The sequence below is a fragment of the Sphaerisporangium rhizosphaerae genome (assembly GCF_042665155.1).
GTDB classification, from domain to species: domain Bacteria; phylum Actinomycetota; class Actinomycetes; order Streptosporangiales; family Streptosporangiaceae; genus Sphaerisporangium; species Sphaerisporangium rhizosphaerae.
Genome location: NZ_JBHTCG010000017.1, coordinates 94,478 through 119,677, shown reverse-complemented (window position 1 = coordinate 119,677; position 25,200 = coordinate 94,478). Strand labels below are relative to the sequence as shown.

At 70.8% G+C, this 25,200-nt stretch carries 24 protein-coding genes and 1 pseudogene; 10 read left to right on the top strand and 15 right to left on the bottom strand.

The features are described 5' to 3' along the window. Nucleotides 1-60: 60 nt before the first annotated feature. Nucleotides 61-735, bottom strand: a complete 675-nt coding sequence (gene trhA / locus ACFQSB_RS24190; protein ID WP_380829274.1) for a PAQR family membrane homeostasis protein TrhA — start codon at nucleotides 733-735, stop codon at nucleotides 61-63. Nucleotides 736-814: 79 nt separating this feature from the next. Then, nucleotides 815-2,368, bottom strand: a complete 1,554-nt coding sequence (locus tag ACFQSB_RS24185; protein ID WP_380829273.1) for a penicillin-binding transpeptidase domain-containing protein — start codon at nucleotides 2,366-2,368, stop codon at nucleotides 815-817. 62 nt (nucleotides 2,369-2,430) lie between these two features. Here ACFQSB_RS24185 and ACFQSB_RS24180 point away from each other — a divergent pair, with 62 nt between their 5' ends. Then, entirely contained in the window at nucleotides 2,431-3,282 is an 852-nt protein-coding gene (locus ACFQSB_RS24180) for a spermidine synthase (RefSeq protein WP_380829272.1), read from the top strand. 15 nt (nucleotides 3,283-3,297) lie between these two features. Here the strand turns inward: ACFQSB_RS24180 and ACFQSB_RS24175 are convergent, their stop codons facing one another. Next, complete coding sequence (locus ACFQSB_RS24175) at nucleotides 3,298-4,089, bottom strand: class II aldolase/adducin family protein (RefSeq protein ID WP_380829271.1); 792 nt, start codon at nucleotides 4,087-4,089, stop codon at nucleotides 3,298-3,300. 179 nt (nucleotides 4,090-4,268) lie between these two features. Between ACFQSB_RS24175 and ACFQSB_RS24170 the strand changes: the two genes are divergently transcribed. Beyond that, nucleotides 4,269-5,054, top strand: a complete 786-nt coding sequence (locus ACFQSB_RS24170) for a TetR/AcrR family transcriptional regulator (protein WP_380829270.1) — start codon at nucleotides 4,269-4,271, stop codon at nucleotides 5,052-5,054. After that, the gene (locus tag ACFQSB_RS24165; protein WP_380829269.1) at nucleotides 5,051-7,654 is read left to right on the top strand and encodes a PEP/pyruvate-binding domain-containing protein; all 2,604 of its coding nucleotides are present in this window, start codon (nucleotides 5,051-5,053) and stop codon (nucleotides 7,652-7,654) included. The genes ACFQSB_RS24170 and ACFQSB_RS24165 overlap by 4 nt, the downstream gene beginning before the upstream one ends. Nucleotides 7,655-7,675: 21 nt before the next feature. Here the strand turns inward: ACFQSB_RS24165 and ACFQSB_RS24160 are convergent, their stop codons facing one another. From ACFQSB_RS24160 to ngcE, 6 genes are all read right to left on the bottom strand, one after another. After that, nucleotides 7,676-7,975: a 4a-hydroxytetrahydrobiopterin dehydratase gene (locus ACFQSB_RS24160; RefSeq protein ID WP_354840802.1), complete on the bottom strand. Its 300-nt coding sequence runs from the start codon at nucleotides 7,973-7,975 to the stop codon at nucleotides 7,676-7,678. 207 nt (nucleotides 7,976-8,182) lie between these two features. Next, nucleotides 8,183-8,749: a carboxymuconolactone decarboxylase family protein gene (locus ACFQSB_RS24155; protein ID WP_380829268.1), complete on the bottom strand. Its 567-nt coding sequence runs from the start codon at nucleotides 8,747-8,749 to the stop codon at nucleotides 8,183-8,185. 97 nt (nucleotides 8,750-8,846) lie between these two features. Further along, nucleotides 8,847-10,955 (bottom strand): M6 family metalloprotease domain-containing protein, encoded by a 2,109-nt coding sequence (locus ACFQSB_RS24150; RefSeq protein ID WP_380829267.1) that lies wholly within the window; start codon nucleotides 10,953-10,955, stop codon nucleotides 8,847-8,849. Between the two features lie 138 nt (nucleotides 10,956-11,093). Continuing rightward, entirely contained in the window at nucleotides 11,094-11,999 is a 906-nt protein-coding gene (locus tag ACFQSB_RS24145; RefSeq protein WP_354840793.1) for a carbohydrate ABC transporter permease, read from the bottom strand. 2 nt (nucleotides 12,000-12,001) lie between these two features. Further along, nucleotides 12,002-12,955 carry a carbohydrate ABC transporter permease gene (locus tag ACFQSB_RS24140; RefSeq protein ID WP_380829266.1) on the bottom strand — a complete coding sequence of 318 codons (954 nt, stop codon included), beginning with the start codon at nucleotides 12,953-12,955 and terminating at the stop codon, nucleotides 12,002-12,004. A gap of 6 nt (nucleotides 12,956-12,961) precedes the next feature. Then, nucleotides 12,962-14,410, bottom strand: coding sequence for an N-acetylglucosamine/diacetylchitobiose ABC transporter substrate-binding protein (gene ngcE / locus ACFQSB_RS24135; RefSeq protein ID WP_380829265.1), 1,449 nt, complete (start codon nucleotides 14,408-14,410; stop codon nucleotides 12,962-12,964). A gap of 635 nt (nucleotides 14,411-15,045) precedes the next feature. Between ngcE and ACFQSB_RS24130 the strand changes: the two genes are divergently transcribed. Continuing rightward, the gene (locus ACFQSB_RS24130; protein WP_380829264.1) at nucleotides 15,046-16,281 is read left to right on the top strand and encodes a DUF4032 domain-containing protein; all 1,236 of its coding nucleotides are present in this window, start codon (nucleotides 15,046-15,048) and stop codon (nucleotides 16,279-16,281) included. Between the two features lie 188 nt (nucleotides 16,282-16,469). Here ACFQSB_RS24130 and ACFQSB_RS24125 read toward each other — a convergent pair whose 3' ends face one another. Beyond that, a complete protein-coding gene (locus tag ACFQSB_RS24125; RefSeq protein ID WP_380829263.1) occupies nucleotides 16,470-16,973 on the bottom strand; it encodes a 2-thiouracil desulfurase family protein in 504 nt (167 codons plus the stop codon). Between the two features lie 515 nt (nucleotides 16,974-17,488). Here ACFQSB_RS24125 and ACFQSB_RS24120 point away from each other — a divergent pair. From ACFQSB_RS24120 to ACFQSB_RS24110, 3 genes are all read left to right on the top strand, one after another. Further along, a complete protein-coding gene (locus ACFQSB_RS24120) occupies nucleotides 17,489-18,157 on the top strand; it encodes a hypothetical protein (protein ID WP_380829262.1) in 669 nt (222 codons plus the stop codon). A 73-nt stretch (nucleotides 18,158-18,230) separates the two neighbouring features. Beyond that, nucleotides 18,231-18,611 (top strand): roadblock/LC7 domain-containing protein, encoded by a 381-nt coding sequence (locus tag ACFQSB_RS24115; protein ID WP_354840775.1) that lies wholly within the window; start codon nucleotides 18,231-18,233, stop codon nucleotides 18,609-18,611. Between the two features lie 44 nt (nucleotides 18,612-18,655). Then, the gene (locus ACFQSB_RS24110) at nucleotides 18,656-19,027 is read left to right on the top strand and encodes a hypothetical protein (protein ID WP_354840773.1); all 372 of its coding nucleotides are present in this window, start codon (nucleotides 18,656-18,658) and stop codon (nucleotides 19,025-19,027) included. A gap of 126 nt (nucleotides 19,028-19,153) precedes the next feature. Here the strand turns inward: ACFQSB_RS24110 and ACFQSB_RS24105 are convergent, their stop codons facing one another. The 4 genes from ACFQSB_RS24105 to ACFQSB_RS24090 all read right to left on the bottom strand — a co-directional run bounded on the left by ACFQSB_RS24105 (nucleotide 19,154) and on the right by ACFQSB_RS24090 (nucleotide 22,784). Next, nucleotides 19,154-20,029 carry an alpha/beta fold hydrolase gene (locus ACFQSB_RS24105; protein WP_380829261.1) on the bottom strand — a complete coding sequence of 292 codons (876 nt, stop codon included), beginning with the start codon at nucleotides 20,027-20,029 and terminating at the stop codon, nucleotides 19,154-19,156. 55 nt (nucleotides 20,030-20,084) lie between these two features. Then, nucleotides 20,085-21,629 carry a cellulase family glycosylhydrolase gene (locus ACFQSB_RS24100; protein ID WP_380829260.1) on the bottom strand — a complete coding sequence of 515 codons (1,545 nt, stop codon included), beginning with the start codon at nucleotides 21,627-21,629 and terminating at the stop codon, nucleotides 20,085-20,087. 268 nt (nucleotides 21,630-21,897) lie between these two features. Next, on the bottom strand, nucleotides 21,898-22,335 hold the full coding sequence (locus tag ACFQSB_RS24095) for a DUF4328 domain-containing protein (RefSeq protein WP_380829259.1): 438 nt from the start codon (nucleotides 22,333-22,335) through the stop codon (nucleotides 21,898-21,900). 38 nt (nucleotides 22,336-22,373) lie between these two features. Continuing rightward, complete coding sequence (locus tag ACFQSB_RS24090) at nucleotides 22,374-22,784, bottom strand: ATP-binding protein (RefSeq protein WP_380829258.1); 411 nt, start codon at nucleotides 22,782-22,784, stop codon at nucleotides 22,374-22,376. 213 nt (nucleotides 22,785-22,997) lie between these two features. Here ACFQSB_RS24090 and ACFQSB_RS24085 point away from each other — a divergent pair. From ACFQSB_RS24085 to ACFQSB_RS24075, 3 genes and pseudogenes are all read left to right on the top strand, one after another. Next, nucleotides 22,998-23,525: pseudogene (locus tag ACFQSB_RS24085) on the top strand (Scr1 family TA system antitoxin-like transcriptional regulator); the annotation flags it as partial. Between the two features lie 16 nt (nucleotides 23,526-23,541). After that, a complete protein-coding gene (locus tag ACFQSB_RS24080) occupies nucleotides 23,542-23,871 on the top strand; it encodes a DUF5753 domain-containing protein (protein ID WP_380829257.1) in 330 nt (109 codons plus the stop codon). Next, on the top strand, nucleotides 23,859-24,083 hold the full coding sequence (locus tag ACFQSB_RS24075) for a DUF397 domain-containing protein (protein ID WP_380829256.1): 225 nt from the start codon (nucleotides 23,859-23,861) through the stop codon (nucleotides 24,081-24,083). Before ACFQSB_RS24080 ends, ACFQSB_RS24075 begins: the two co-directional genes overlap by 13 nt. 12 nt (nucleotides 24,084-24,095) lie before the next feature. On the opposite strand, the gene ACFQSB_RS24070 is transcribed toward ACFQSB_RS24075, so the two are convergent. Beyond that, nucleotides 24,096-25,187: an LLM class flavin-dependent oxidoreductase gene (locus tag ACFQSB_RS24070; RefSeq protein WP_459117353.1), complete on the bottom strand. Its 1,092-nt coding sequence runs from the start codon at nucleotides 25,185-25,187 to the stop codon at nucleotides 24,096-24,098. Nucleotides 25,188-25,200: the final 13 nt, after the last annotated feature.

The following is a 25,200-nucleotide window of genomic DNA, read 5'->3' as shown; positions in this document are numbered from 1 at the left end:
AGGACCACCGGGCCGGACCGCGACGTGGAGCACGGGCCGGACCGCGGCGTGGAGCACGGGTCAGGCGGCGGCGTAGACCACCAGCGAGACCGCGACGTACTGCACGACGTACGCGGCCACGGTGAAGGCGTGGAACACCTCGTGGAAGCCGAACCACCGGGGCCAGGGGTCCGGGCGCCGCAGGCCGTACACCACTCCCCCGGCGCTGTAGAGCAGGCCGCCGGCGACGACGAGCGTGACGGCCGCCGCCCCGGCGCCGCGCACGAGCTGGGGCAGCAGGAGCACGGCCGTCCAGCCCAGCGCGATGTACAGCGCCGTGTACAGCCAGCGGGGCGCGCCCATCCACACGGCGCGGAAGACCACCCCGGCCGCCGCGCCGGTCCAGACGGCCGTGAGCAGGACGACCCGTGCCGTGCCCTCCAGCGCGAGCAGCGCGAACGGCGTGTAGGTGCCGGCGATGATCAGGTAGATGTTGGCGTGGTCGAGCCGCCGCAGGGCCTCGGCCAGGCGCGGCGCCGGGCGGCCCCGGTGGTAGGTCGCCGAGATGCCGAACAGCAGGCCCGAGGTCACCGCGTAGACGGCGGCGGCCAGGCGGGCCTGGAGCGTCGGCCCCAGGGCCACGAGCACGAACCCCGCGAGCAGCGTGGCGGGCAGGGCGCCCGCGTGCAGCCAGCCGCGCAGCCGGGGAGGGGACACCGCCGGGCCTGAGGGGCGGTCGAGAACCGATGCGTACATGATCGAACCTCCTGCCAACCTACGGTACCGTAACCTACGGTTCCGTAGGCGGTGAGTTCCCTCACTGCACTGGACGGCCTCAGAGAGCGCCCAGGAAGCGGGCCGCCACGGTGGCCGCCGCCCCCGCCCCCGCGCCGCCGTGTTCGACGAAGACGGCGAACGCCAGGTCCCCGCGGTAGCCGACGAACCACGAGTGGTCCTCGCCCGTCCCCGTCTCGGCCGTGCCGGTCTTGCCCGCCACCCCGCCGGGCAGGGCGGAGCCGGCGGCCGTCCCCTCGGTCACGACGGCCGCCATCATGGACCTGAGCTGCGCGACGACCGGGCCGGGCATGCGTCTCGGCTTCGGCCGGCCGTCGATCTCCAGGCGCTTGACGGCCTTCTCCGACATCAGCCGGGGCGGGCGCCAGGTGCCGTCCCGGACCGCCGCGGCGACCAGGGCCATGCACAACGGGGTGGCCTGTACCGAGTTCTGCCCGATCGCGTCGGCGCCCAGCTCGTCGCGGTCGCCGGCCCTGCGCATCGTCCCGCACGTCCCCCCGATGCCCGACTTCAGGTCGCCGCCGAACCCCAGCTCCGTCGCCTCCCGCCGGAGCGCGCCGTCGCCCAGGCGTTCGACGGCGAGCCGGGCGAAGGTCGTGTTGCACGACAGGGCGAACGCCCGGCGGAGGCTGACCATCCCGTGGTCCTGGTCGTCGTGGTTGGTGAAGGTGCGCCCGTTCGGGATGGTGTAGCGGGCGGGGCACGGCACCGGGGTGTCGGCGCTCATCCCGTCGCCGAGCAGCGCCGCCGCGGTGACGATCTTGAAGGTGGAGCCGGGCGGGGCGGGCTGGTAGAAGGCGCCCTGGCCGGCGAGCCGGTCGGCGACGGCGAGCACCTCGCCGGTGGACGGCCGCACCGCGACGACGGCCGCGGGCCGGTCGAGTCCGTCGAGCGCGCGGGCGGCCGCCGCCTGCGTCCACCAGTCCAGCGTCGTGCGGAAGGTCCGCTCGGCCGGCCGGCGGAACACCACGAGGTTCCTTGACCTGCCCGCGGAGGTGCCGGCCTCGATCGCCCACCCCGCCGACGGTGCGTCGTAGAAGTCGTCGACCTTGCCCGACAGGTCACGGAGGTAGGTCTCGGCGCCGCTGGCGTGCGGCAGCGGCCGTCCCTGGCGGGTCAGCAGTTCGGTGCCCGGCACCGGGATCTCCGCCAGGCGCAGCCGTTCGCCGGCCGCGACGCCGGGGTGGAGCGTCTGCGGCGTCCAGACGACCTTCCACGCGCCGTCCCTGACGGCCAGATGGAGCACCGAGGAGAACCGCCACTGGCCGAGCTCGCCGATCTGCCGCACTCCCTCGAACGGCAGGTCGGCGGCCCGCTCGCCGTGCCGCACCAGCGTGCCGGGGGTCAGCTTGATCGACAGCACCTGCAGGTCGGTGCTGAGGCGGCGGTGCTGGTCCAGGAAGTCGGCGGGCGGGGAGAACACCATCTCCCTCATCGAAGGCAGGTTCTCCGCCGCCCAGGCGTCCAGGTAGGCCCGCCCCGCCGCCTCGGGGGTGCCGGTGATCCGGCGCGCGTCCAGCACCAGCGCCACCAGGGAGGCCGCGATGATGACGACGGTCACCCCGAAGAGAGCGAGCAGTCCTCGGCGGCGCATACGGTTCTCCCAAGAGTGCCGGGTATGGCACATCCCGATATATCAGAACCATGGGAGACCGTGTGGGGAAGCGTAAGGCCGAGGCGGGCCCCATGCCCGGCCGCTACCCGGTGGACATGGGCGAGGTCGAGCTGCTGCGCGACCTGGACCGGCCGCACGGCTGGCTGCTGAGCATGGCCGGGGTCCCTCAGTCGTACGTGGACCTGGAGGACCCCACCTACCTCGACTTCGAGTACGTCCGGCTGATGGCCGACGTGATCGACGCGATCGAGGAGGGGCCGCTGGACGTGGTGCACGTGGGCGCGGGCGCCTGCACCCTGCCCCGGTACGTCGCGGCGACCCGGCCCGGCTCGCGGCACATCGTGATCGAGCCGGACGCGGCCCTGGTGCAGCTTGTCCGCGACCAGTTGCGGCTGCGGTCGGTGCCCCGGCTGAAGGTGCGGGTGGCCGACGGCCGCAGCGCCGCCGCCGGCCTGCGCGACGCCTCGGCCGACCTGTTCATCCTGGACGCCTTCAGCGGCGCGACGATGCCGGTGGACCTGGCGACCGCCGAGTACATGGGCGACATCGCCCGCGTGCTGAAGGACCCGGGCACCCTGCTGATCAACATCGCCGACGGCAAGGGGCTGGCCTTCGCGCGCCGCGTCGTCGCCACCGTGCGCGGCACCTTCCGCCACGTGGCGCTGCTGGCAGAGCCGGGCATCCTGCGCGGGCGCCGGTTCGGCAACCTCATCGTGACCGCCTCGGCGGCGCCGCTGCCGCTGCCCGAGCTGACCCGCAAGGCGGCGGGCGGCCTCACCCAGGCCCGGTGCGTGTACGAGGAGGACCTGGTGAGGTTCGTCGCGGGCGCGGCGCCGATCAGGGACGGCGACGCGGTGCTCACCCCCGTCCCGCCGCCCGAGCTCTTCACCTGACGCGCCCGCCCGGCCTCAGTCGAACAGGTCGGGTTCGTCGCGGGCGATCTGGTCGTACAGCGGCTGGAAGTTGATCCACCCCACCAGGTCGTTGCCGATCTGCCCGTGGGTGAGCTTGGCGTTCTCGTGGGTGATCGGGACGACCTCACCGGCGGCCTTCGCCAGGAGCTGGGCCTGGCACGAGCGCTCCATGGTGACGAACCACCAGGCGGCGGCGTCCACCGAGTCGCCGACGGTCAGCAGGCCGTGGTTGCGCAGGATGACGGCCTTGTGCGAGCCCAGGGCCCGGGCGATCCTGCGGCCCTCCTCTGTCTCGACCACGACGCCGGTGTAGTCGTCGAACAGGCCGTGGTCGTCGTAGAAGGCGCACGCGTCCTGCGTGAGCGGCTCCAGCAACTGCCCGAGCGACGACAGGGCCTTGCCGTGCACGGAGTGGCTGTGCGCGGCGGCCACGGCGTCCGGCCGGGCCTGGTGGACCATCGCGTGGATCGCGAACGCGGCCTTGTTGACGTGGTAACGCCCTTCGACGACCTCGCCCTGATGGTTGACCAGGATCAGATCACTGACCTTGACGTGTTTGAAGCTCATGCCGAAGGGGTTCACCCAGAAGTGGTCGAGGTGCTCGGGGTCGCGCGCGGTGATGTGTCCGGCGACGCCCTCCTCGAAGCCGAAGCGGCCGAAGAGCCTGAGCGCCGCGGCCAGCCGCTCCTGGCGGTGGCGCCGCTCGTCGGCCACGTTCTCGAACTTCGGGGGCAGCCGGAAGGTCAGCTGCTCGCCGGGGACCGGACGCAGGTCCGAGAGGCTCATCTGGGTCTCCTCATTGCCCGAACATCTGTCGGTTACCAACCAGTATGGCCGTCGTCGCCCGGCCGGTGAAGGCCCTGCCGCCGTCCGCCGGACGCGGCGGTTTGACCGCGAGGACGACCGGGCTTACCGTTCGATGACCAACCGATGACCAAATGAGCTTATCTGGTCATCCGTCCATCGTGAGTGAGGCCATGCCGTCCCCCGACACCGAACCTCGCGCCGGCCGAGGCGCTCCCCCCGGGCCAGGCCGTGAAGAACGCGCCCACCGCATCCTCGACGCCGCCGCCGAGCTGATCCTGCGCTGGGGCTACGACAAGACGACCATCGACGACATCGCCCGCGCCGCGGGGGTGGCCAAGGGCACGATCTACCTGCACTGGAAGTCGCGGGAGGCGCTGTTCGCCGCCCTGCTGCGCCGCGACCGCGTCGCCATGCTCGAACAGGTGCGCGCGGGCCTTGCCGCCGACCCCGGCGGCGCCACGCCCCGCTCCCTGTTCCGGCACCTCGCCCTGGCGGTCATGACCCGGCCGCTGATGAAGGCCAGCCTGCTGAGCGACGCCGAGGTGCTCGGCAAGCTGATCCGCAACAAGCCCACCGTGCAGACCGCCGCGGCGATGCGCTCGCTGTCGGAGGTCTACCTGGGCGCGCTGCGCGAGCACGGGGCCGTCCGCACCGACCTGTCGGCGGTCGAGCAGGTGAACGTGATCACCGGCACCATGTACGGCTTCTTCATGATCACCCCGCGGATGCCGGAGGACCACCGGCTCTCCGGCGAGCACCTGGCGGAACTCCTCGCCGACACCCTGCACCGCGCCCTGGACGCGGGCCGCCCGCTCACCCCCGGCCAGACCGCCGAGGCCACCGGGGCGGCCGTCGCCTTTCTGGACGAGGCGCTGCGTGTGGCCCGCGAACGGCTCGGGCTGTCCCTGACGACGACCGACCTCGGAGAGGACTACCGATCGTGAGCGAGCCCCCTCTGGTGCTGCCCCTGGCCGACCCGGCCGCCGACCTGGCCCTCACCGGCGGCAAGGGCGCCTCGCTCGCCCGCATGGCCGCCGCCGGGCTGCCGGTCCCGCCGGGCTTCCACGTCACCACCACGGCCTACGAGCGCTTCGTCGCCGGCGGGCTGCGCGAGGCCGTCCTGGCCGCCGTCGCCGCCCAGGACGAGGGGGCGATCGGGCCGCTGTTCGCCGGGCGCGAGGTCCCCGAGCCGGTGAGCGCGGCGATCCGCGCGGCGTACAAGGCCCTCGGCGAGCCTGTGGTCGCCGTGCGCTCCTCGGCCACCGCCGAGGACCTTCCGGGCATGTCCTTCGCCGGGCAGCAGGAGACCTACCTGGGCGTCCAGGGCGAGGCCGCCCTGATCGACGCCGTCCGGCGCTGCTGGGCCTCCCTGTGGACCGCCCGGGCCATCGCCTACCGCGCCGGCAACGGCGTCGCGCACGAGGAGGTGACGATGGCGGTGGTCGTCCAGGAGCTGGTGCCCGCCGACGCGGCCGGCGTCCTGTTCACCGCCGACCCGGTCACCGGGGCGCGCGACCGCATGGTACTCAACGCGGCGTGGGGTCTCGGAGAGGCCGTCGTCGGCGGTCAGGTCACCCCGGACACGGTGGTCGTGGCCCGGCCGGGCGGGGCGGTCATCGCCCGGCACACCGCCGAGAAGGCCGTGATGACCGTGCGCGCCGGAGCCGGCACCGCGGAGGTGCCGGTGCCCGAGGACCTGCGCGCCGCCCCGGTGCTGGACGCCGCCGCCATCGCCGCCCTCGCCCGCCTGGGCGAACGCGTCGAGGAGCTGTACGGCCTTCCCATGGACGTCGAGTGGGCCCTGCACGCCGGGCGGCCGTCCATCCTGCAGGCCCGCCCGATCACCGCCCTGGAGGCCGCGGCGCCCGCGGACCTGTGGAACGACAGCCTCACCGGCGACTACCTGTGGAGCAACGGCAACCTCGGCGAGGCCATCCCCGACGTGATGACGCCGAGCACCTACTCCTTCGTCGAGATCTTCATGTCCGGTGCGATGCGCACCTCGTCCGTCGCCGAGTTCCGGGCCTACGGGCGCATCGGCGGGCGCTTCTACATGAACCTCAGCCTGGCCATGACGCTCGCGGCGGCGTTCGGCCTGCGCAAGCGCTTCGCCATGTTCATCGAGCCGGTGTTCGGCAGGCTGCCCGCCGGCATGGACATCCCGACGGTGCCACTGTCGTGGTGGCGGATGGCCCGGCTGATCCTCCCGGCGGCGGTCGCGGTCAAGCGGGAAGTACGGGTCAACACCCGCCGGCTGCCGGAGTTCTTCGCCACGGCGCCGGGGCGGTGCGAAGCGCTGCGCGGACGCGTCGCGGCGGCCCCCACGGCCGCCGCTCTGGCCGCTCTGTGGCGTGAGGAGCTCGGCCCGTACCTGCTCGAATGCTCGCACATGCTGGAGGCCGCCACCCGCCAGGACAGCGGGGCGCTCGGCCTCGGCCGCATACGGCTCGCCAAGCTGGTCGGCGAGTCCGAGGTCGCCGCGCTGAGCAGCGGCCTGCACGGCGGCGACTCCGCCCTGGCGAGCCTCGGCCTGCTCGTCGGCCTGGACCGGCTGTCCCGCGGCGAGATCGACCGCGACGCCTTCGCCCGCGAGTGGGGCCACAGGGGGCCGAGCGAGTTCGAGGTCTCCGTCGCGCGCCCCGGCGAGGATCCCCGGTGGATCGACGCCCAGCTCGCCGGCCTCCGCGAGGCGGAGCACGACCTCGACGCGCTCCTCGCCCGCCAGAGCGAGTGGCGCGCCGCCGCGTGGCGCCGGCTGGCGGAAGAGCACCCGCGCCAGGTGCGGCGCGCCCGGCGCACGGTCGCGCGCATGACCAGGGCGCTCCGCGACCGGGAGGTGGCGCGCTCGGAGGTGGTCCGGGCCTTCTGGGCGGTGCGCGACTTCGTGCTGCGCGCCGGCGAGATCACCGGACATGGCGAGGACCTGTTCTTCCTGTCCGTCGAGGAGATCCTCGCCGTCCTCGACGCCCGATCGCCCGGCGGCGGCGCCGGGGACGCGCCGGGCGCCGGCAACGCGGCGGACGGGGCGGCGGACGGGGCGTCCGCGCTCGCGGCGGTCGCCGGACGACGCCGGCTCTACGACCGCTACCGGGCGCTGCCGCCCTACCCCGCGCTGATCAGGGGCCGGTTCGACCCCTTCCGGTGGGCGGCCGACCCCGCGCGGCGCGGCGACGTGTACGACGAGCACGACCGGGAGGCGCCGGCGGCCGAGGCGGTGACCGGCTTCCCCGGCGCGGCGGGCGTGGTCGAGGGCCGGGCGCGGGTCATCGCGAGCGTGGAGGAGGGCGAAGCTCTCATGCCGGGCGAGATCCTGGTCACGACCGTCACCAACGTGGGATGGACGCCGCTGTTCCCGCGGGCCGCGGCCGTCGTCACCGACGTGGGCGCTCCCCTGTCACACGCGGCGATCGTCGCCCGCGAGCTCGGCATCCCGGCCGTCGTCGGCTGCGGCAACGCCACCGACCGGGTGCGCACCGGCGACCTGCTGCGCGTGGACGGCGAGCACGGCACCGTGGAGATCCTCACGACGGCCCCGCCCTCGTAGCGGCGCCGTGCGGGCCGAGGGTCAGGACGTGGCGCCGTGGTCGGCGGCGATGGCGTCCACGCGGGCGGCGAGGGTGAAGTCCTTCTCGGTCAGGCCGCCGGCGTCGTGGGTGGTCAGGGCCAGGTGGAGCCGCCGCCACCGGATGTCGACGTCCGGGTGGTGGTTCATGGCCTCCGCCTGCTCGGCCACGTCGTTGACGATGGCGATGGCCGTGCGGAAGTCGGGGGCGACGATCGTGCGCCGGATCTCGTCGCCCTCGCGCTTCCAGTCGGGCACCGTGCTCAGCCGGGTGGCGATCGCCGCTTCGTCCAACCTGTTCATGCCAGGAGTCTCGCACGCGGCGGGAAGGGTTGTCGCGCGGGCCCGGCGGCCCGGCTCACAGAGCGCGGTGTCCACTTACTTCGACCGGGCCGGGGATATTCACCGCCCCAGTGGATGCGTTCTCCGGCGCCGCAGCGGCCGGTCATGGGTACGGCGAAACCGGCGCCACCCTAACGGCGGCCGGCCCGGCGAACATTCGTCAGCGGGTCACCCGGCGGAGGCCTCCTGCCTGGCCGCCACCGAGGCGCCGTAGCCGCGTTCGACGATCAGGCCGGCCATCTCCTCGTACGCCTTGGGATCCTCCGGGGCGTAGGTGCCCAGGCCGTCGACGTACCGGTTGTACATGCAGAACGCCGCGGCGATGAGCACGGTGTCGTGGATCTCCCGGTCGGTGGCGCCGTTCTCGCGCGCCGCCTCGACCAGGGCGGCGGTGACGTCGGTGCCGATGCGCTGGACCGCGCCGGCGACGCGCAGCAGCGCCTTCATCTTCGCCGAGATGTCGGCGGTGTCGAGGTCGGCGCAGGCCTGGGCGACGGTCTCGGCGCCGCCGGGGAGCTGCGCCGCGGCGAACGCGGCGTGCGAGCCGTGGCAGAACCGGCAGCGGTTCAGGTCGGACACGTAGGAGGCGATGAGCTCGCGCTCGCCCCTGGTCAGCGTGTTCTCGCCCCGCAGCAGGATCTCGGCGAGCTCGTTGAGCACCTTGGCGGTGTCCGGCCGGTACAGCATCAGTCCGACGATGCCGGGCGCGTCGTTCCCTAATTCGATGTGCGGCATGGCTCTCTCTCATGTGTGTCGGTGACGGATGCCCGCCCGCGGGCGCGGCGACGCCGTACCACCGGGCCCGCGGGCGCCGGTGGTACGGACGGTGCGGTCAGACGCCGACCAGCCGGCAGGTCGCCGTCGAGGTCTTGGCGGGGTCGCTCTCGGAGGTCGCGGTCAGCTTCAGCCGGCCGAGGTGGTCGCCGCCCTTGGCCCGCTGGGCGTAGACGGGCACGAGGGTGGAGTCGCCGAACCCGACGGCGGCCAGCGTGTTCGGCGTCCAGGCCGACCAGCCCTTGCCCTCCACGCTCGCCGACAGGCGGTAGACGTCGGACTTCAGGTACGCGCTGATGTCCTCCGGGTGCTGCCCCTGGGGCGCCGCGGCCTTGCCGGTGTTGGCGAGCGGGAAGCGGCAGGCCGCCCACTGCGTGCCCGTGGTGACCGCCGCGCTGGGCAGGACCCTGACGCCGTGCCGCTGCGGCCCCGCGCCGTCCAGCGAGCGGATCGCGACCGTGTAGGAGAGGATGCCCTTCTTGTCGCGCTGCAGGCCGAGCACGTAGAAGTGCAGGCGGTTGGCCTGGTCCACGTACTCGTACTCGCTGCCGGAGTCGGTGCCCGCGTGGAACAGGGCGTCGGAGAGCTGCCGGTAGTCACCGATGGTGATCGGGACCCGCGTGCCGTCCGGCAGGACGTAGTCGGTCATGCCGATGTCCTGCGGGTTGGCGTCGATCACCCACTCGAACGGCGCCTGGTCCTGGTTCTTGGTCTTGGCGAGCAGCACGCCGGAGTCGGGGGTGAAGGAGTCGGCGCCCATGCGGTCGACCACCTCGACCGTGTAGTTCTGGTAGCCGCCGCCGTCGCACAGCGGGTCGGTGGTGACGTCGCACTTGGGGCTGAGGTCGCCGGTGCCGAGAGCGATGTTGACCCCGGACAGCTCGCTGTCGCCCGGCTGCGCCTCGCGGGCCTTCACCCGGGCGACGACCAGGCCGGAGGCGGCCAGCGCCTCCCGCGACAGCCGCAGGACGTTCTTCTCGTCCACCATCTCCAGCTTGATCTTGTTGCGGAGCATGTGCTGGGCGCCCATCGAGCCGCCGCCCGTCGGCGGGATGGTCCAGCGGCTGTGCGGGCCGCCGGGGCCGTTGAAGCTGCCCCGGCTGAGCATCTCCCAGATGCCGGTGTACGCGCGGCGCGGCGGGACCCCGAACGGGTTGTTGTAGTTGTCGCCGATGCCCAGGATGTGGCTGAACTCGTGGGCGTAGACGCCCTGACCGGAGCTCTCGGCCTGGGTGGAGGAGCCGCCGCCCGCGTTCGGCCAGATGGTGGACGCCGAGGCCCAGGAGGTCCACTCGACGTACCGGGTCCTCGCCCAGTTGGGCAGGGCCGGGTCGGGCGGCCCGAAGGGGTCGGTGACCTGCTCCTTGGTGGGGAACTTGATCGGCCCGAACTCCTGCCAGGTGGACGACTCGTCCTGGCCGGCGCTCAGGTAGAACACGAAGTCGTACTGGCCGATCGTCGTCTCGCCCGCGTCGGCGGCCCAGGCCGCGCGTCCGTCGGTGCGGATGTTGCGGTTACAGGTGTCCCCGGCCGGGCAGGCGGTGCCGCTCTGGAACTCCATCGCGTACTCGTGGGACTTGCCGGGCATCTCGTACGGGCCGAAGGCGGTGAGGTCGACCCCGTACCGGCCGCCGGAGTCCTCCATCCAGTACTCGTTGATGGTGTGGCCACGGTTGAGCTGGTTCGGGGTGTTGAGGAAGTCCTTGTAGAACTGGGCGACCTTGTCGCGGGGGATGTCGTGCGCCTCGGTGCTCGGGTTGCCGAAGACCGTGGAGTGCTGCGGGCGGGTCACCACGAACGACTGGCCGGGGTAGTCGAGCAGGACGAGCGCGCCCTTGAAGGTGCGCTTGGAGGCGGCGCCCGCCGGGTCCGACCAGTCGGTGCCCGGGACGGGCTTGTAGTCCTCCCAGGTCATGTGGTCGGGGTTCTTCCAGTTCTGCGGGTCGATCACGGCCGGGCCGCCGGGTCTGCCCCGGAGCAGGGCGGCGGGCTCCCCCTCCTGCCACGGTTGCCGCTGCGGCCACAGGTCGGCCTGCCACGGATGGGCCGGCGCGGGCGGCGGCTCCGCCAGGGCCGGAGCCGCCCCCAGCCCCACGGGGGCCAGCACGGCGGCGATGAACAGTACGGTCAGTCGTCTCTTCCTGCGATGGGTCGACGACTCGCTCACGGCCTCACCCCTCCGCCCGGGCCGGCCGGCCCAGGACGTGACAGACGTCTTTGCCGGAGATCTTCCACCAGTTGCCGGAAGTACGAAAGAGTCTTTATCCGACAAATAGCGAAAGAGATGGCAGAGGGGTGTGCGGCGCTACTTGACGGCGCCCGCGGTGAGACCGGACTGGATCTGCCGCTGGAAGACGATGTAGACGATCAGCATCGGCAGGATCGCCATGCTCAGGGCCGCGAACAGCCCCGGCCAGTCGGCCTCGTACCCGGCGCTGGTGTTGATGTTGGCGATGCCCTGCGTGATCAGCCACTTGTCCTCGACGTTGCCCGACAGCAGCACGATCGGGAGCAGATACTGGTTCCACTGGCCGAGGATGTTGAAGATCGTGATGCTGATCAGGCCCGGCCTGGCCATCGGCATCATGATCTGGAAGAACGTGCGGGTGTGCGAGCAGCCGTCCATCATGGCCGCCTCGGCCACCGACGTGGGCAGCGTCTTGAAGAAGGCGGTCAGGAAGAACACCGTGAACGGCAGCGAGTAGGCGATGTAGACCAGGATCACGCCGGTGAAGGTGTCGGTCAGGCCGAAGCTCCGCACGACGAAGAACAGCGGCACCAGCGCCAGGAACACCGGGAAGGACAGCCCGGACACGAACAGGAAGTAGATCGCCCGGTTGCCCCAGAAGCGGTAGCGCGCCAGCACGTACGCGGCCATCGAGCCGAACAGCATCGTGAAGAACGTGCTCACGCCCACCACGAAGACGGTGTTCAGCATGTACCTGCCGACGTGGGCCTTGTCCCAGGCCCGGCCCCAGGCCGCCCAGCTGTAGTCGTGCGGCAGCGCGAGGGGCGCGTCCCCGACGATCTCGGGGTTGGTCTTGAACGAGGCGAGGAACGTCCACAGGATCGGGCCGACGACCAGGATGGTCCACACGATCAGGGCGACGTGCGACAGGGCGCCGAACACGCCCACCGGGTTCTGCCGGCGCCGGGTCGTGGCCGCGCGCGGCGCCTTGGCCACCCGCACCGCATCGGTCTGAAGCGCCATGACTAGAACTCGATCCTCTCGCGCCGCGTCACGCGCAGGCTGAGCGCCGCGAACGTGATGGTCAGGAAGAACAGCGCCACACCCATCGCCGAGGCGTAGCCGAACTTGGAGAAGGTGAACGCCGTGCGCCAGATCTCCAGAGGCAGCACCGTGGTGGCGTTGTCCGGGCCGCCCCGGTCCACCGACAGCACCTGCACCAGCGCGAAGCAGTCGAAGGCGGCGATGCCGAGGTACACCCAGCCGACCTGGATGGTGTCCCAGATGAGCGGGAGCGTGATGCTGAAGAACAGCCGGAACCGGCCGGCGCCGTCCAGGGCCGCCGCCTCGAACACGTCGCGCGGGATGGCCGACATGCCGGCGGAGAACAGCACGACGTAGAACCCGACCGACTGCCAGACGACCACGGCCATGATCGCCCAGAGGGCGAGGTTGGTGTTGATCAGCCAGCCGACCGGGCCGAGCCCGACGGTGGCCAGCAGGCCGTTCAGCACGCCGGTGCCGTCGGGGCGGTAGATCGCCTGGAACAGGACGCCGACGACGGCGACGGCCAGCACCTGGGGGAAGAAGTACACCACCCGGTAGAACTGCGACCCCCAGACGCCCTTGGTCTTCCCGCTCCCGCCGCCGCCCCCGACGTTCAGCAGGAACGCGAAGAAGAGCGCGATCGCGATGGTGATCAGCGGCATGGCGAGCAGCAGGAGGGCGTGGTGGCGCACCGCCGCCCAGAACACCTCGTCGCCCAGCAGCCGGCCGAAGTTCTCGAAGCCGATGTACTGCGGGTTGGCCGAGATGCCCTTCCAGTTGGTCAGCGAGATGTAGAACGCCTGGATGTACGGGCTGATCACGAAGACCACGTACAGGACCACCGGGATCGCCAGGAAGGACACGATGAACCCGTATGTCCGCATCTTGGCAGAGAGCAGCCACCCGGCCAGCCCGCCGTCGCCATGCCGCATGATCGACTACACCGTCCGGTTCTGCTTGGTGATGGAGGAGTCGGCCTTCACCGAGTCGGCCTTCTTCTGCATGTTGGCGCAGAACTCCTCGGCCGAGATGCGGCCGAACATCAGCGAGTTGGTCTGCTTGCGCAGCTCGGTCTCCAGCTCCTTGTACCAGTTCTCGAAGCTGCTGTAGGTGACGATGTTGCTGCCCGCGGCCGTGAGGGCGTCGTTGACGCTCTTCAGGCCCGGGCTGAGCGAGAGCCCCTCGGCGGCGCCGGAGACGACGGTGAGGCTGCCGGACTTCTCGGTGAAGCCCTTCGCCCCCTCCTTGGAGAGCATGATGCGGGCGTACTCAAGCGCGCCGGCGGTGTTCTTGCCCTTGGCCGGGATGATGTACGGCTCGCCCGCGGCCGAGCGGATCGCCTCGAACGGCAACTTGTCGGCCGTGGTCAGGCTCGGGGTCGGCGTGACGGCGTACTCGAACGAGGCCGGGGTGTTGGACTTCTGCTCGTTCTCCAGCCACGATCCGGACGGGTACAGCGCGACCTTGTCCTGGTTCTGCCTGGTCTGGACCTCGGTGTGAATCAGGCCCTCGTAGCTCTTGTCCATGAACTTGCCGATCTCGGCCCACGCGGCGGCGGACTGCTTGATCGAGTCACGGTTCCAGACGCCGTCCACGAGGTTGTCGATGTCCATCAGCACCTGGTTCCCCTCGACCTTGGCGGCCGTGATCAGGATCATCCAGTACTGGTAGTAGGAGGCGTTCTTGCCGGCGTAGGCGTACGGCGTGAGGCCGGCCTTCTTGATCGTCTCGCAGAGCGTCTTGAACTCGTCGAAGGTCTTCGGCGGAGCCCAGCCCTTCTCCTGGAACAGCTTGGCGTTGTACCAGAGGCCGTAGCCGCTGGAGACGTAGTTCAGGATGTAGGGCTTGCCGGCGACCAGGCCCGACTCGTAGGTGCCGGGGATCAGCGTGTCCTTGACCTTCTTGCTCGGGTCGTCGATGGAGGGCGCGTCGAACAACGGGGTGAGGTCGAGGAGCTGGCCCTCGGACTGCAGGGCGCCGTTGTCCATCAGGTCGGAGCCGGAGTTGGCGATGAAGTCCGGGACGTCGCCGCTGGCGAAGCGGGGCTGCAGCGTCTGGGAGATCTGCTGCGTGGCGACGTGCTTGACCGAGGCCTTCGGGAACTCCTTCTTGTACAGCGGCTCGTGCACGTCGGTGGCGTAGCTGTCACCCAGGCCGCCCTTGAAGATGACGACTTCGAGCGGGGCGTCCGCCTTGACCCCGAAGGGGTTGGCCGCCGAGGTCGCGGCGCCGCTCGCGGTGGCGCTGGGGGCGGCGGTGCCGGTGCCGCTGGTCGCGCAGGCGCTGAGCACGCCGGCCGCCGGTCCTGCGACGAGTGCGGTGAGGCCGATCCGGCGGAGCATCTGCCGCCGGGTGATCTCTCGGGGCGTGCCGGCGGAGTTGGACATGCAACCCTCCAGAATGGGCTATCAATTAGGAAAGTTTCCTAAACGTTTGGAGGAACGTACGTCCATCCCCCTACACCGTCAAGTGGTATGGGCCAACCCGTGATCGAGCTGTGGCCGACCAGCATTCGACCCGCGACAGAGAGGCACACCGGAGGCGTGAGGAAACCCCGGCGTAATCTCACAACGGCACAGGTCATGGGCCGATGATGGCACAAACAGCCGGTAATTCGACACCCCCCATACCCGGTCTAGACCAGATGCCCGCCGACCCCGCCGCACGCCCTCACAGGTCCGGTCGCCTTCCCGCCCACCCAGCCCGATCGTCACGATCCGATAACGCCGGCCACGCGCCAGGCCTGGCACCGCCGCAGGCGCGGCCGGCGTCCGGCCGCCTCCCTCCGGTGGGGCCTGGTGTCCGCCAGGCGGACCGGTCCGGCGTCACGCGCGCGGAACGGCTAGCGTCGGAGCCGGAAGGAACGGAACGAATAGGCTTATACGACCCTTTGTCCACGATCGAGCCTGTCGCCCCCGCCCGTCCCCGCGACCCGGCCCGCACCACCGATACACCGATCCCCCCGATCCCCCCTGATCCCGCCCGATCCCCTCGAACCCATCGATCTCCGAGGAGCACGAGCTTGCCGCTCCAGATGACCGGCGCCCCCAGCGATCCCGACCTGATCCGCCTGCCATGGGACCTACCGCTGGAACAGTGGCCCGAGCACTACCTGGTGACGCTGCCGCGCGGCATCTCCCGGCACGTCGTCCGGTTCGCCCGGCTGTCCGGGCGGGTCTACGCGATCAAGGAGATCAGCCAGCGGTACGCCAAACGCGAGTACCAGCTCCTGTGGGACCTGAGCCGCCTGGACACCCCCTCCGTCGAGCCGGTGGCCGTGGTCACCGGCAGGACCTCGGCCGACGGGGAGCCGCTGGACTCCGCGCTGATCACCCGTCACCTGCAGTTCTCGCTGCCCTACCGGGCCGTGCTGTCGGGAACGCTGCGCCCCGACACGCTGATCCGCCTGCTCGACGCCCTCGCGGTGCTCCTGGTGCGCCTGCACCTGGCCGGCTTCTTCTGGGGTGACTGCTCGCTGAGCAACACGCTGTTCCGCCGGGACGCGGGCGCGTTCGCCGCCTACCTGGTGGACGCCGAGACCGGCGAACTGCACCCGGTGCTCACCCAGGGCCAGCGCTCCCACGACATCGACGTCGCCCACGTGAACATCTACGGCGAGATGCTCGACCTGGAGGCCGGCGGCCTGCTCCACCCCTCGATCGACCCGCTGGCCTTCGCCGAACAGCTCATCGAGCGCTACCACCGGCTATGGGACGAGCTCACCCAGGAGGAGATCGTCGAGGACGTGGAATGGCACCGCGTCGACCAGCGCATCCGGCGGCTCAACTCCCTGGGCTTCGACGTCGCCGAGATGATGGTCAGGCGCAAGGCCGGCACCGCCCGGCTGATCGTGCGGCCGAAGGTCGTGGACGCCGGTCACCACCAGCGCCGCCTGCTGCGCCTGACCGGGTTGGACGTCGAGGAGAACCAGGCCAGGCGGCTGCTGAACGACCTGGACGCCTTCCGGGTCGCCAAAGGGCTGCGCCACGAGGACGAGGCGATCGTCGCGCACCGCTGGCTGGCCGAGACCTTCCAGCCGACCGTCAACGCCATCCCCGTCGAGCTGCGCGGCAAGCTGGAACCCGCCCAGCTCTTCCACGAGGTGCTCGACCACCGCTGGTTCATGTCCGAGGCCGCCGGCCGCGACGTCGGCCTGGAAGCGGCCGTGCAGTCCTACATCGACACCGTCCTGGTCTTCAAACCCGACGAAAAAGCCGTAATAGGCGACGCCCACCCATCCGACCCCCTCAACCCCTGACCCCGCCACCAAAACCACCCCTGAACAGCACAACCTCCGGCCCCCCGAAATGCGCGTGCGAAGGCCACCGCCCTCTCCACAACGCCCCGACTCCTCTCCCACAACGAGCCCCTGAATGGCGCCGCGACAGTGGGACGCGGTACGGCGATGCCGGCGCCACTCGTACGGCGGCCCTCCGGGCCCCAGGGTCAAGTCGGGGTGGATTCCAGGTGGTGGAGGTGGGCGGCGGCGTCGGGGAGGTGGGATTCGGTGAAGACGCGGATGCCGTTGGCCTCGAGCAGGGCGGCCGTCACGCCGGCGCCGGGGGTCGTCCGCCCGCGGAAGGTGCCGTCATGGACGCGCAGACTGCCGCATGACGGGCTGCCGTCCTTGAGGATGGCGAGCCTGACGCCCATCGACAGCGCGACCGCGAGCGCAGCCTGCGCCCCGGCCAGGAAGTGCCGGGTGACGTCGGCGCCGTCAGGGGTGAGGATGCGCGCGACCCCGGACAGCACGGCGGCGCCGCCGACTCCGCCCTCGATCTCGGCGGGCGGTCTCGGCACCGGCAGCCCGCCCTCCACCTCGGGGCAGAACGGCACCAGTCGCCCCTCGGCGTGCCACCGGGCGAGCAGCGCGTCGTCGAGAGTCTTGGCGCGGCCGTCGAACCGCACCCGACGGCCGATCAGACACGCACTGACCAGGATCCTCTCCATCCCTCCACGGTAGCCACCGCCGCGGCCCCAGGGTCTCCCGGCAACGGCCGGTTCCCCCGGGACCGCTCCCCGGGTCCTCCGGTCCGTAGCAGCGCTCCCCGGGTCCTCCGGTCCCCTGGCAACGCTCCCCGGGATCCTCCGGTCCCGTGGCAGTGGTCCCTGGTTCCCTGATGGCGAGTCCCTGGTCCCGTGGCAGCAGCCCCGGGACCCTCGCAGCAGCGCCGAGTCGCTCGCGGTAGCGGCGCAGGACGCTCCGAGCGGGGGAGACGATCAGGGTAATAAACCCCCACCTCTCCCCTTCATTGTGGGACAAATAGCGCCAGCCAGACATTTTCCCGTCACACCGAGTGGTATTCGAACCAGCGCCTGCCACTTGGGGGATCGATCCTTCTACTTGGTGAGACATCCTTCTATCTCATATCTTTCACAGCTATTTACGCCGAATGGAATCCCCTGGTCATTTCCCTAGAGTTGGCCGCCACATGCGATTTGGATCGACCGGCGAGGAGTCGACCATGCTCGACATCGAGGACTGTCTCACCGACATCCTGGCCATTCCGGGTGCGCTGGACGCCCTCGTCATCGAGGACACCGGCGGCACCGACAGCAAGGCCGTCGCGGCGGGACGGACGGTCGCCGACCTCGATCCACAGGTGTCGGCCGCCGCGCTGCGCCGCACCCTGCGCGCGACGCTGGACGGGCTGGCCCTCACCTCGCCCGATGGCACCGTGCGGGTGGAGGACGTGATCATCACCGCCGACACCGGCCACCACCTGCTGAGGCCTCTGGAGACGGCGCTCACCGGCCCGATCCTGCTCTACCTGCGGCTGGACCTGGAGCGCGCGAACCTCGCGCTCGCGCGCCACCGCCTGCGCGCCATCTCCGGCCGCCTGGTCACGCAGTCCCCACCCGGCCCGTCCACCCCCGCCCGATCCGCGCCCGCCCCGTCCCGGGGATCAGCCGCTCCAGCAGGCCCGTCTCCGGGATCGGCCGCTCCGGCCGGCTCGGCGTTCGTGCTGCCGAAGCGGGCCGGGCACGCGGGAATCCGTCTGGACGCCGTCCCGTCCGCGGCCACTCCCCCGCCCGGAGCCCCGGAGGCGCCGGGGCCGCCGCGGGTCAGCGGCGATCCAGGCGACGTCGGCATGCTGCTCAGGCTGCGCGACGCCCTGGAGAAGCTGCCGTGAACGGTGCCGACGACCAGGACGCGACGGCGTGATGAGGCTGCAGTCGCTCAAGCGGGCCGGAAAGAGGCTACCGATGGATCTACGCCGCGACGTGCACGAAGAGATGCTCCTCCTGCGCGAGCGCATGGACGAGGTGACCGGCGCCCTGGTGTGCACGGTGGACGGGATGCTCGTGACGGCGCAGATCCGGGCCGAGGCCGAACAGGCGGCGGCGTTGACCTCCGCGCTGCACGCGCTGAGCCACCGCATGACCGGCCTGATCCACGCCGGCGCCCTGGAGGAGACGCTGATCTCCGGCGCCGGCGGCCACGCGGCCTGCTACGCCGCGGGCCCCAAGCTCGTTCTCACCGTCCTGGCGGCCAGGGGAGCCAACCTCGGGCTGCTGCGGATGGAGGGACGCAGGACGGCGGCGCGGCTCGCCGCCATCGTCGAACGCGCGCCGGCGGCCGGATAGCGGCGGCCGGCGCGCTCGCACCCACGAGAGGAACAACGACGAACATGGCCGGCATTGATGTCTCCCTCAAGGAGATGATGGCCGTCGACGGCGCGGTCGGCGCCGCGGTGGTCGACTACAACAGCGGCATGGCGCTCGGCACGCTGGGCGGCTCCAAGGATCTCGACCTTCAGGTCGCGGCCGCCGGGAACACCGAGGTCATCAAGGCCAAACTGCGCACGATGGACGCCCTTGGCCTCAAGGAGGGCATCGAGGACATCCTGATCACGCTGAGCAACCAGTACCACATCATCCGCCCGCTGTCGGGCCGGGGCGGCAAGGGCCTGTTCCTGTACCTGGCGCTGGACCGGGGTCGCGCCAATCTCGCGATGGCGCGGCACTCGCTCCGCGCGATCGACGAGAAGCTCGACATCTGACGGTGGACGCGCCCCGCGACACAGGAGGCGCGTCCACAGCGACGACCGCGCCCCAGATCATGGCACGCGCGTTCAGGGCGCGCGCATGCAGGGCACGCGTGTTCAGGGCGGCGGGCGCGTCCTCGTTCAGGGGCGGTGGGCGCGCTCGGTGAGGTCGGTGACGGCGGCGACGATGTCCGGCCACAGTTCACGCGGCAGGTCGTGTCCCATCCCCGGGAAGGTCAGCAGCTTGGCCCCGGGGATGGCGTCCGCCGTGGCCTGGCCGCCGGGGAGTTGCACCAACGTATCGGCCTCACCGTGGATGACCAGGGCGGGGACCGACAGTTCCCTGAGCCCGGCGGTGCGGTCGCCCGACCCGCGGATGGCGGCGAGCTGGCGGGCGAACCCGGCCGGGTCGTAGGCGCGGTCGAAGCTCTCGCCGGCCAGCCGGGCGACGCGCTCGTCGTCCGCCGGGTAGCCGGGCGAGCCGATGACCCGGCGCGACTCGATCGCCCGGCGGACGACGGCGTCGCGCTCGGGGGCCGACCTGGTGACCAGCACCGCCATGGCCTCAGGGGTGGGCGAGCCGATGTGCGGAGACGGCGTGGACATGATGGAGGTGAGGCTGAGCGTCCTGGACGGATGGCGGATGGCGAAGCTCTGCGCGATCATCCCGCCCATCGACGCGCCGAGCACGTGGGCGGCGTCCCAGCCCAGCGCGTCCAGCAGGCCGGCGGTGTCGTCGGCCATGTCCTCCAGCAGGTACGGCGGCGGCGCGAGCACGCCGTCCGGCCCCGGATTGAAATGGGGCACGCCCGCCTCGTGGAAGTGGGTGGACAGGCCGGCGTCCCGGTTGTCGAAGCGGACGACGCGGTGCCCCCTGTCGGCGAACAGCTCGCAGAGCTCCACGTCCCAGTTGATCAATTGCGAGCCGAGACCCATGATCAGCAGTAGCGGCCGGCCGGCGGGGGGCCCGAAGGCCTCGTAGGCGATCTCGACGCCGTTGGTCGTCGCGCGGTTCATGCCGACAGAATTCCATTCTGTTTCGCTCGGCGACAAGACCCCCCGCCGGAGGCGGTCACTGGGTGGCGAGGTGGGCCTTGAAGCCGGCCCCGTAGTTCGTGGCCGTGCCGTTCCAGTCGGTGATCAAGGACGGCCCGCTGGAGCAGTCCCAGTTGTTCCACGTCCACGCCAGGTAGGACAAGCCCTTCTGGTCCAGCCAGCTCATCAGCTGGTCGATGTACCCGTGGGCGCAGTCGTTCTCGCCGATCTCCCCCGCCACGAGCGGCACCTGGGCGGCCACCGGGGCGAGCTGGCTGTCCCAGCAGCTCTGGTTGGCGCAGACGTTGAAGTTGTAGGAGTGCCAGGCGGCGACGAGGTTGCCGGCCGGGTCGGACGGCTTGTACGACAGCCACTGGGTCAGGTCGTTGGAGTAGGCGAGCCCGCCGAGCAGGATCACGTTCTGCGCCCCGGTCGCGCGCACGGCGTTGACCAGGGTCTGCATGCCCGCCACCTGGTAGCCGATGCCCGCGCAGGTGCCGCCGTTCTTCCAGCACGCCCAGCCGGAGGCCGCGCTGCCGGTGGCCCGCTCAGGGTAGGGCTCGTTGAACAGGTCGAACACGATCGCGGTGTCGTTCTTGAAGGTGTTGGCGACCGAGGTCCAGAAGCTCGGCGCGTACTGCGCGTCCGGCATGGGCTTCTGGCACGAAGCGTGCACGTCGGTGCAGGCGGAGGAGTTTCCGGTGTAGGCGCCGTAACTCCAGTGCATCTCCACGATCGGGGTGATGCCGTGCGCCAGCAGCCTGGAGACGTACCCCTTCACCTCGTTCTGGTAGGTCGTGCCGGCGTACTGCGGCTGGACATTGCCGGTGCCGAGCCAGCACTCCTCGTTGAGCGGAACGCGGACGGTCCTGATCTTCCAGGCGGCCATGGCGTTGATGGACGCGTCGTCCATCGGCCCGTTCCAGATGCCGTTGCCCTGGATGCAGGCGAACTCCCCGCCCGAGCGGTTGGCGCCGAGAAGCCGGACCGCCTGCCCTGCCTGGTTGACGAGCTTGTTGCCTGAGACGTGCAGCTTGGGCGCCGAACCCGGCGGCACGCTCGGCGTGGGCGTGGGCGTGGGCGTCGGGGTCGGCGTGGGGGTCGGGGTCGGCGTCCTTGTGGGAGTGGGCGTCGGCGTGGGCGTCCGGGTGGGCGTCGGGGACGCGGTCGGCACTCCGGTGCAGGCCACACCGTTGACCGAGAAGGCGGTGGGGACGGGGTTGGCGCCGCCGAAGGTGCCGGTGAACCCGATGCCGGAGACGGTGGCGTTCGTGGCGATGGAGCCGTTGTACGACATGCCGACGGCCGTGACGTGCGCGCCGGACTGCGTCCAGGTGGCGTTCCACCCCGAGGCGATCTTCTGGCCGGAGTCGGGGAAGTCGAACTCCAGCTTCCAGCCGGTCAGCGGGTCACCGAGGTTGGTGATGGCCACGTCGCCCTGGAATCCGCCGCCCCACTGATTGGTGATCTTGTAGGCCACCGTGCACCCTGCGGCGGCGCCGGCGGCCGGCGCCATCACCGCTGCGATCCCACCCGCGGCGACCAGCGCGGCCGCCGCGAAAGTGGCGAGACTTCGTCTCATCAGGCGTCCTTTCCGCAAATGAACGGCCACCGGTACGGCACGCGATGGACCGCCGACTGAAGCGTCCCGAAGTTAATCGATTAAGTCGGCGATCGCGACCCTCCACCGCTACGGCGGACGCTCCGCGTGGCCGCTGGTCATCACCGGTCAGGCGCCATGCGGGCACCGCAGGCGCCGCAGCCCATCCCGGCCAGGACAAACGCGCACACCCCACGGAAATTGAACCGATTAATCACCGTCGCGACGCGGCACAGATCCATTGAAAGGTTCAGCCCCCGGCACCCACGCCGCGACGCAGTTCCTGGAAGGCGCTGATCCGCCAGACGACCATGGCCGCGAGGACCGCCGCGGCGATGCCGATCGGCGTGGCGATGACCTCCAGCCACGTGACGACCACGACCGGGTCTCCGTCCGTCCCCAACTCCATCGCCCGCTGAGCGAACCGGATGCCGTACATGGAGAGCAGATAGCCGGCCCACCAGGACCGCACCAGCCATGAGCGGTGCTCACGCTCCCCTGGCGTCGCGGGCCGGCTGGCCAGCCGGATGTCGTCGATGATCTGTTTGGGGACGATGAAGTTCACGAAGCCGATGTGGCCGGACAGGCGCGGCGGACCGGCCAGCCGTGCGGCGACTCCGCTCGCGGCCAGCGCATGCCCGAGGGTGAGGAGAAGGGCCTCGTGCGTGCGGGTCGGCTCGTCGTCCATCGGGCCGCTCGCACCACCTCGCGTATCGGCTGCGCTCGTCATCCGGCCACCCGGAACCAGACCACCCGCCCTGACTCGGTCTCGTGCCAGCCCCAGGACGAGGCCAGTTCCCGGACGAGCCAGAGCCCACGTCCTCCCTCGCTGTCCTCGTACAGCTCGACGGGCACCTGAGGGGTGGATGTCGTGGATCCCCCATCTGACACCTCGATATGGAAGTCGCTCCCGCGACGGAAGACGGCCACACTCACGCCGCCGGACACCGAGTCCGCATGTGCGACCGCGTTCGTCACCAGCTCGCTGACCAGTAGCTCGGCCTCGCCCGGGTCCTTCATGCCGGACTTTCGCAGCAGTTCGCCGACGTACCTCCGGGCGCGCGGGACCGACTCCGTCGCCGCGGGCAGGCTCGTCCGCCCCACGAGGGTCGCCGCACGTACCACCTCAGCGCTCATCAGCGCATCACCGTTCTCCCAGTAATACACGGACCATGAAATCGACTGTCCGGATTACTCCATTGACGGAGTGAATTGTCGCTTCGATATCGCGGCATCACCCGGACAAAGTCTTCAGCTTTCAGAGTGCCGAGATATAACCTGGCGGCGCGGAGAAGTTCCGCCGACAATCGACTGACGGAAAACCCCGGACGGCGTGGCCCCACGTCATCAATGGCGTCATCGAAAGTCACCCGAACGGCAGGAGAACCCCCGGAGGCGATCATGGGAAGCGATCTCGATCCACGCCTTTCTCCAGCTCAGCGCTTCGGCCGTGAGCTTGCGCGAGTTCGCAGAGAGGCGCGTCTCTCTCAGGCGCGCCTGGCCGCACATCTCGGCGTATCGTCATCACTCGTCGGCCATATCGAGATAGGCGACCGGAATCCGAGCGCGGACCTGGCGGCACGATGCGACGAGTTGCTGAGAACCGGCGACCTTTTCTCCCGGCTCAGCCGGAATGTCAGCTCTCCGTCTGGCCCGATATGGTTTGTCAGGTGGCTGGAGGAGATCGAGCCCCGAGCGCGAGCGCTACGCAGCTGGGACCCGCTCCTCGTCCCCGGCCTCCTGCAGACCGAGGAGTACGCGAGAGCGGTCTTCAACGGAGGCCGCGCCGTCCCGCCGGAGGAGATCGAGCAACGAGTCCTGGCACGCATGGGACGCAAGAAGATCCTCGAACGGGTCAGGCCGCCGGAGCTCTGGGTGCTCATCGACGAGTGGGGTGCTCAAGCGCCCCCTTGGAAACGCCAAGGTGATGCGCGACCAACTCGACCATCTCCTCGATATCAGCGAACACCGCCACATCACTGTGCAGATCGTCCCCTACGACAACCCCTGCACCGACGGCCTACTGTCGAGTTTCACCATTGCCGAACTATCGGACGCGCCGACGGCGGTATCCATAGAGTCGGCTGGGAGGGGTGAGGTGTCCGCCGAGCACGATCTTGTCAGTGACATCTGGGCGCAGTATGACAGGCTGAGAGCGCAGGCATTTCGTCCGACTGATTCTCTAGAGAAGCTCAAGAAAGCGAGAACCCAGTGGAACGACTAGATTCGACTGTCGTGGATCTCTCCAGGGCGACATGGCAGAAGAGTTCTCGTAGCGGGAACACCGGCGGAAATTGCGTGGAAGTCGCCCTCAACCTGTCCGAGGCCGTCGCCGTGCGCGACAGCAAGCGACCCGACGGACCCGCCCTGGTCTGCTCTCCAGCGGCCTGGCGGTCGTTCAAGAGCGTGGTCGGGCATCACCCGATCGCACTCTGAATCCTCCCGGGGTCAGGCGTGGGCGCGTACCCGGGGAAGGACCTCGGCGCCGAGGCGGGCGATGTTCCGGCAGGTGAGCGCCGGGTCGCCCGCTCCCTCGACCAGGAGCACCAGGTGGCGGACGCCGGTGCGCTCGATCGTGGCGAGCATCGTGTCGGCGCAGTGCTCGGGCGAGCCGACCGGGTGGAGGCGGCAGAGCAGGCGCGCGTACTCGACCGGATCCTTCGGGACGTACGCCCTGCCGTCCACCGGCCGATACCCCGCCAGGCCAGGCCCGAGCCAGCGCGGCAGCGACTCCCGCAGCGCCCCGACCGCCTCCCGCGTCGTGTCCGCGACATAGGCGACCCCCGCCGCCATATGCCCCACCGCCGGGGCGTCCGTCTGCGCGGGATGGCCTGCCACCGCCGGCGGGCCATCCGCGTCAAGCGGATCCGCCGTGCCGGACGCGTGGCGGCCAGGGGACGCCGCGGCGGCGTACGCCCGTACCATCGCGGCCTTGTCGGCGTCGCCGATGTGCATGCCGAGCAGCATGGGCAGCCCGCGCGCCGCCGCCAGCCGGACGGTGCCCGCCGAGGTCGCCGCGACCACCGGGAGCACCGGCCGGGCCGGCCGGGGCACCATGGTCACCTCGCGGAAGCGGAACCGCTCGCCCTCGCCGGAGACCCGCTCGCGGCCGAGGGCGGCGAGCAGCAGGTCCAGGCTCTCCTCGAAGCCGTGCTCGTACCGGTCGAGCCCGGTGCCGAAGACCTCCAGGTCGACCCACGGGCCGCCGCGCCCGACGCCGAGCCGGAACCGGCCCGCCGACACGCGGTCGAGGATCGCGGCCTGCTCGGCCAGCGCCACCGGGTGGCAGGTGGACAGCACGCTCACCGCCGTGCCGACCGTCACGCGATCTGTGCGGCCGAGCACGTACCCGGCGAGCGTCACGGCCGAAGGGCACATCCCGTACGTCATGAAGTGGTGCTCGGCGATCCACACGTCGTCGAACCCGGCCCGCTCGGCGGCCACCGCCGCCCGCACCGCCGCGCCGAGGACCTCACCGGGGTCCATCCCGGGAAACCCCGCGGCCGGCAGGAAGACTCCGATCCGCACTCCACCGCCCATGCCCCCCACTTTC

Excerpts from the sequence above, each read along its gene's own strand:
- trhA (WP_380829274.1), bottom strand. The coding sequence starts at position 735 with ATGTACGCATCGGTTCTCGACCGCCCCTCAGGCCCGGCGGTGTCCCCT.
- ACFQSB_RS24185 (WP_380829273.1), bottom strand. The coding sequence starts at position 2,368 with ATGCGCCGCCGAGGACTGCTCGCTCTCTTCGGGGTGACCGTCGTCATC.
- ACFQSB_RS24175 (WP_380829271.1), bottom strand. The coding sequence starts at position 4,089 with ATGAGCCTCTCGGACCTGCGTCCGGTCCCCGGCGAGCAGCTGACCTTC.
- ACFQSB_RS24160 (WP_354840802.1), bottom strand. The coding sequence starts at position 7,975 with ATGAACAGGTTGGACGAAGCGGCGATCGCCACCCGGCTGAGCACGGTG.
- ACFQSB_RS24155 (WP_380829268.1), bottom strand. The coding sequence starts at position 8,749 with ATGCCGCACATCGAATTAGGGAACGACGCGCCCGGCATCGTCGGACTG.
- ACFQSB_RS24145 (WP_354840793.1), bottom strand. The coding sequence starts at position 11,999 with ATGGCGCTTCAGACCGATGCGGTGCGGGTGGCCAAGGCGCCGCGCGCG.
- ACFQSB_RS24140 (WP_380829266.1), bottom strand. The coding sequence starts at position 12,955 with ATGCGGCATGGCGACGGCGGGCTGGCCGGGTGGCTGCTCTCTGCCAAG.
- ngcE (WP_380829265.1), bottom strand. The coding sequence starts at position 14,410 with ATGTCCAACTCCGCCGGCACGCCCCGAGAGATCACCCGGCGGCAGATG.
- ACFQSB_RS24125 (WP_380829263.1), bottom strand. The coding sequence starts at position 16,973 with ATGGAGAGGATCCTGGTCAGTGCGTGTCTGATCGGCCGTCGGGTGCGG.
- ACFQSB_RS24120 (WP_380829262.1), top strand. The coding sequence starts at position 17,489 with ATGCTCGACATCGAGGACTGTCTCACCGACATCCTGGCCATTCCGGGT.
- ACFQSB_RS24115 (WP_354840775.1), top strand. The coding sequence starts at position 18,231 with ATGGATCTACGCCGCGACGTGCACGAAGAGATGCTCCTCCTGCGCGAG.
- ACFQSB_RS24110 (WP_354840773.1), top strand. The coding sequence starts at position 18,656 with ATGGCCGGCATTGATGTCTCCCTCAAGGAGATGATGGCCGTCGACGGC.
- ACFQSB_RS24105 (WP_380829261.1), bottom strand. The coding sequence starts at position 20,029 with ATGAACCGCGCGACGACCAACGGCGTCGAGATCGCCTACGAGGCCTTC.
- ACFQSB_RS24100 (WP_380829260.1), bottom strand. The coding sequence starts at position 21,629 with ATGAGACGAAGTCTCGCCACTTTCGCGGCGGCCGCGCTGGTCGCCGCG.
- ACFQSB_RS24095 (WP_380829259.1), bottom strand. The coding sequence starts at position 22,335 with ATGGACGACGAGCCGACCCGCACGCACGAGGCCCTTCTCCTCACCCTC.
- ACFQSB_RS24090 (WP_380829258.1), bottom strand. The coding sequence starts at position 22,784 with ATGAGCGCTGAGGTGGTACGTGCGGCGACCCTCGTGGGGCGGACGAGC.
- ACFQSB_RS24070 (WP_459117353.1), bottom strand. The coding sequence starts at position 25,187 with ATGGGCGGTGGAGTGCGGATCGGAGTCTTCCTGCCGGCCGCGGGGTTT.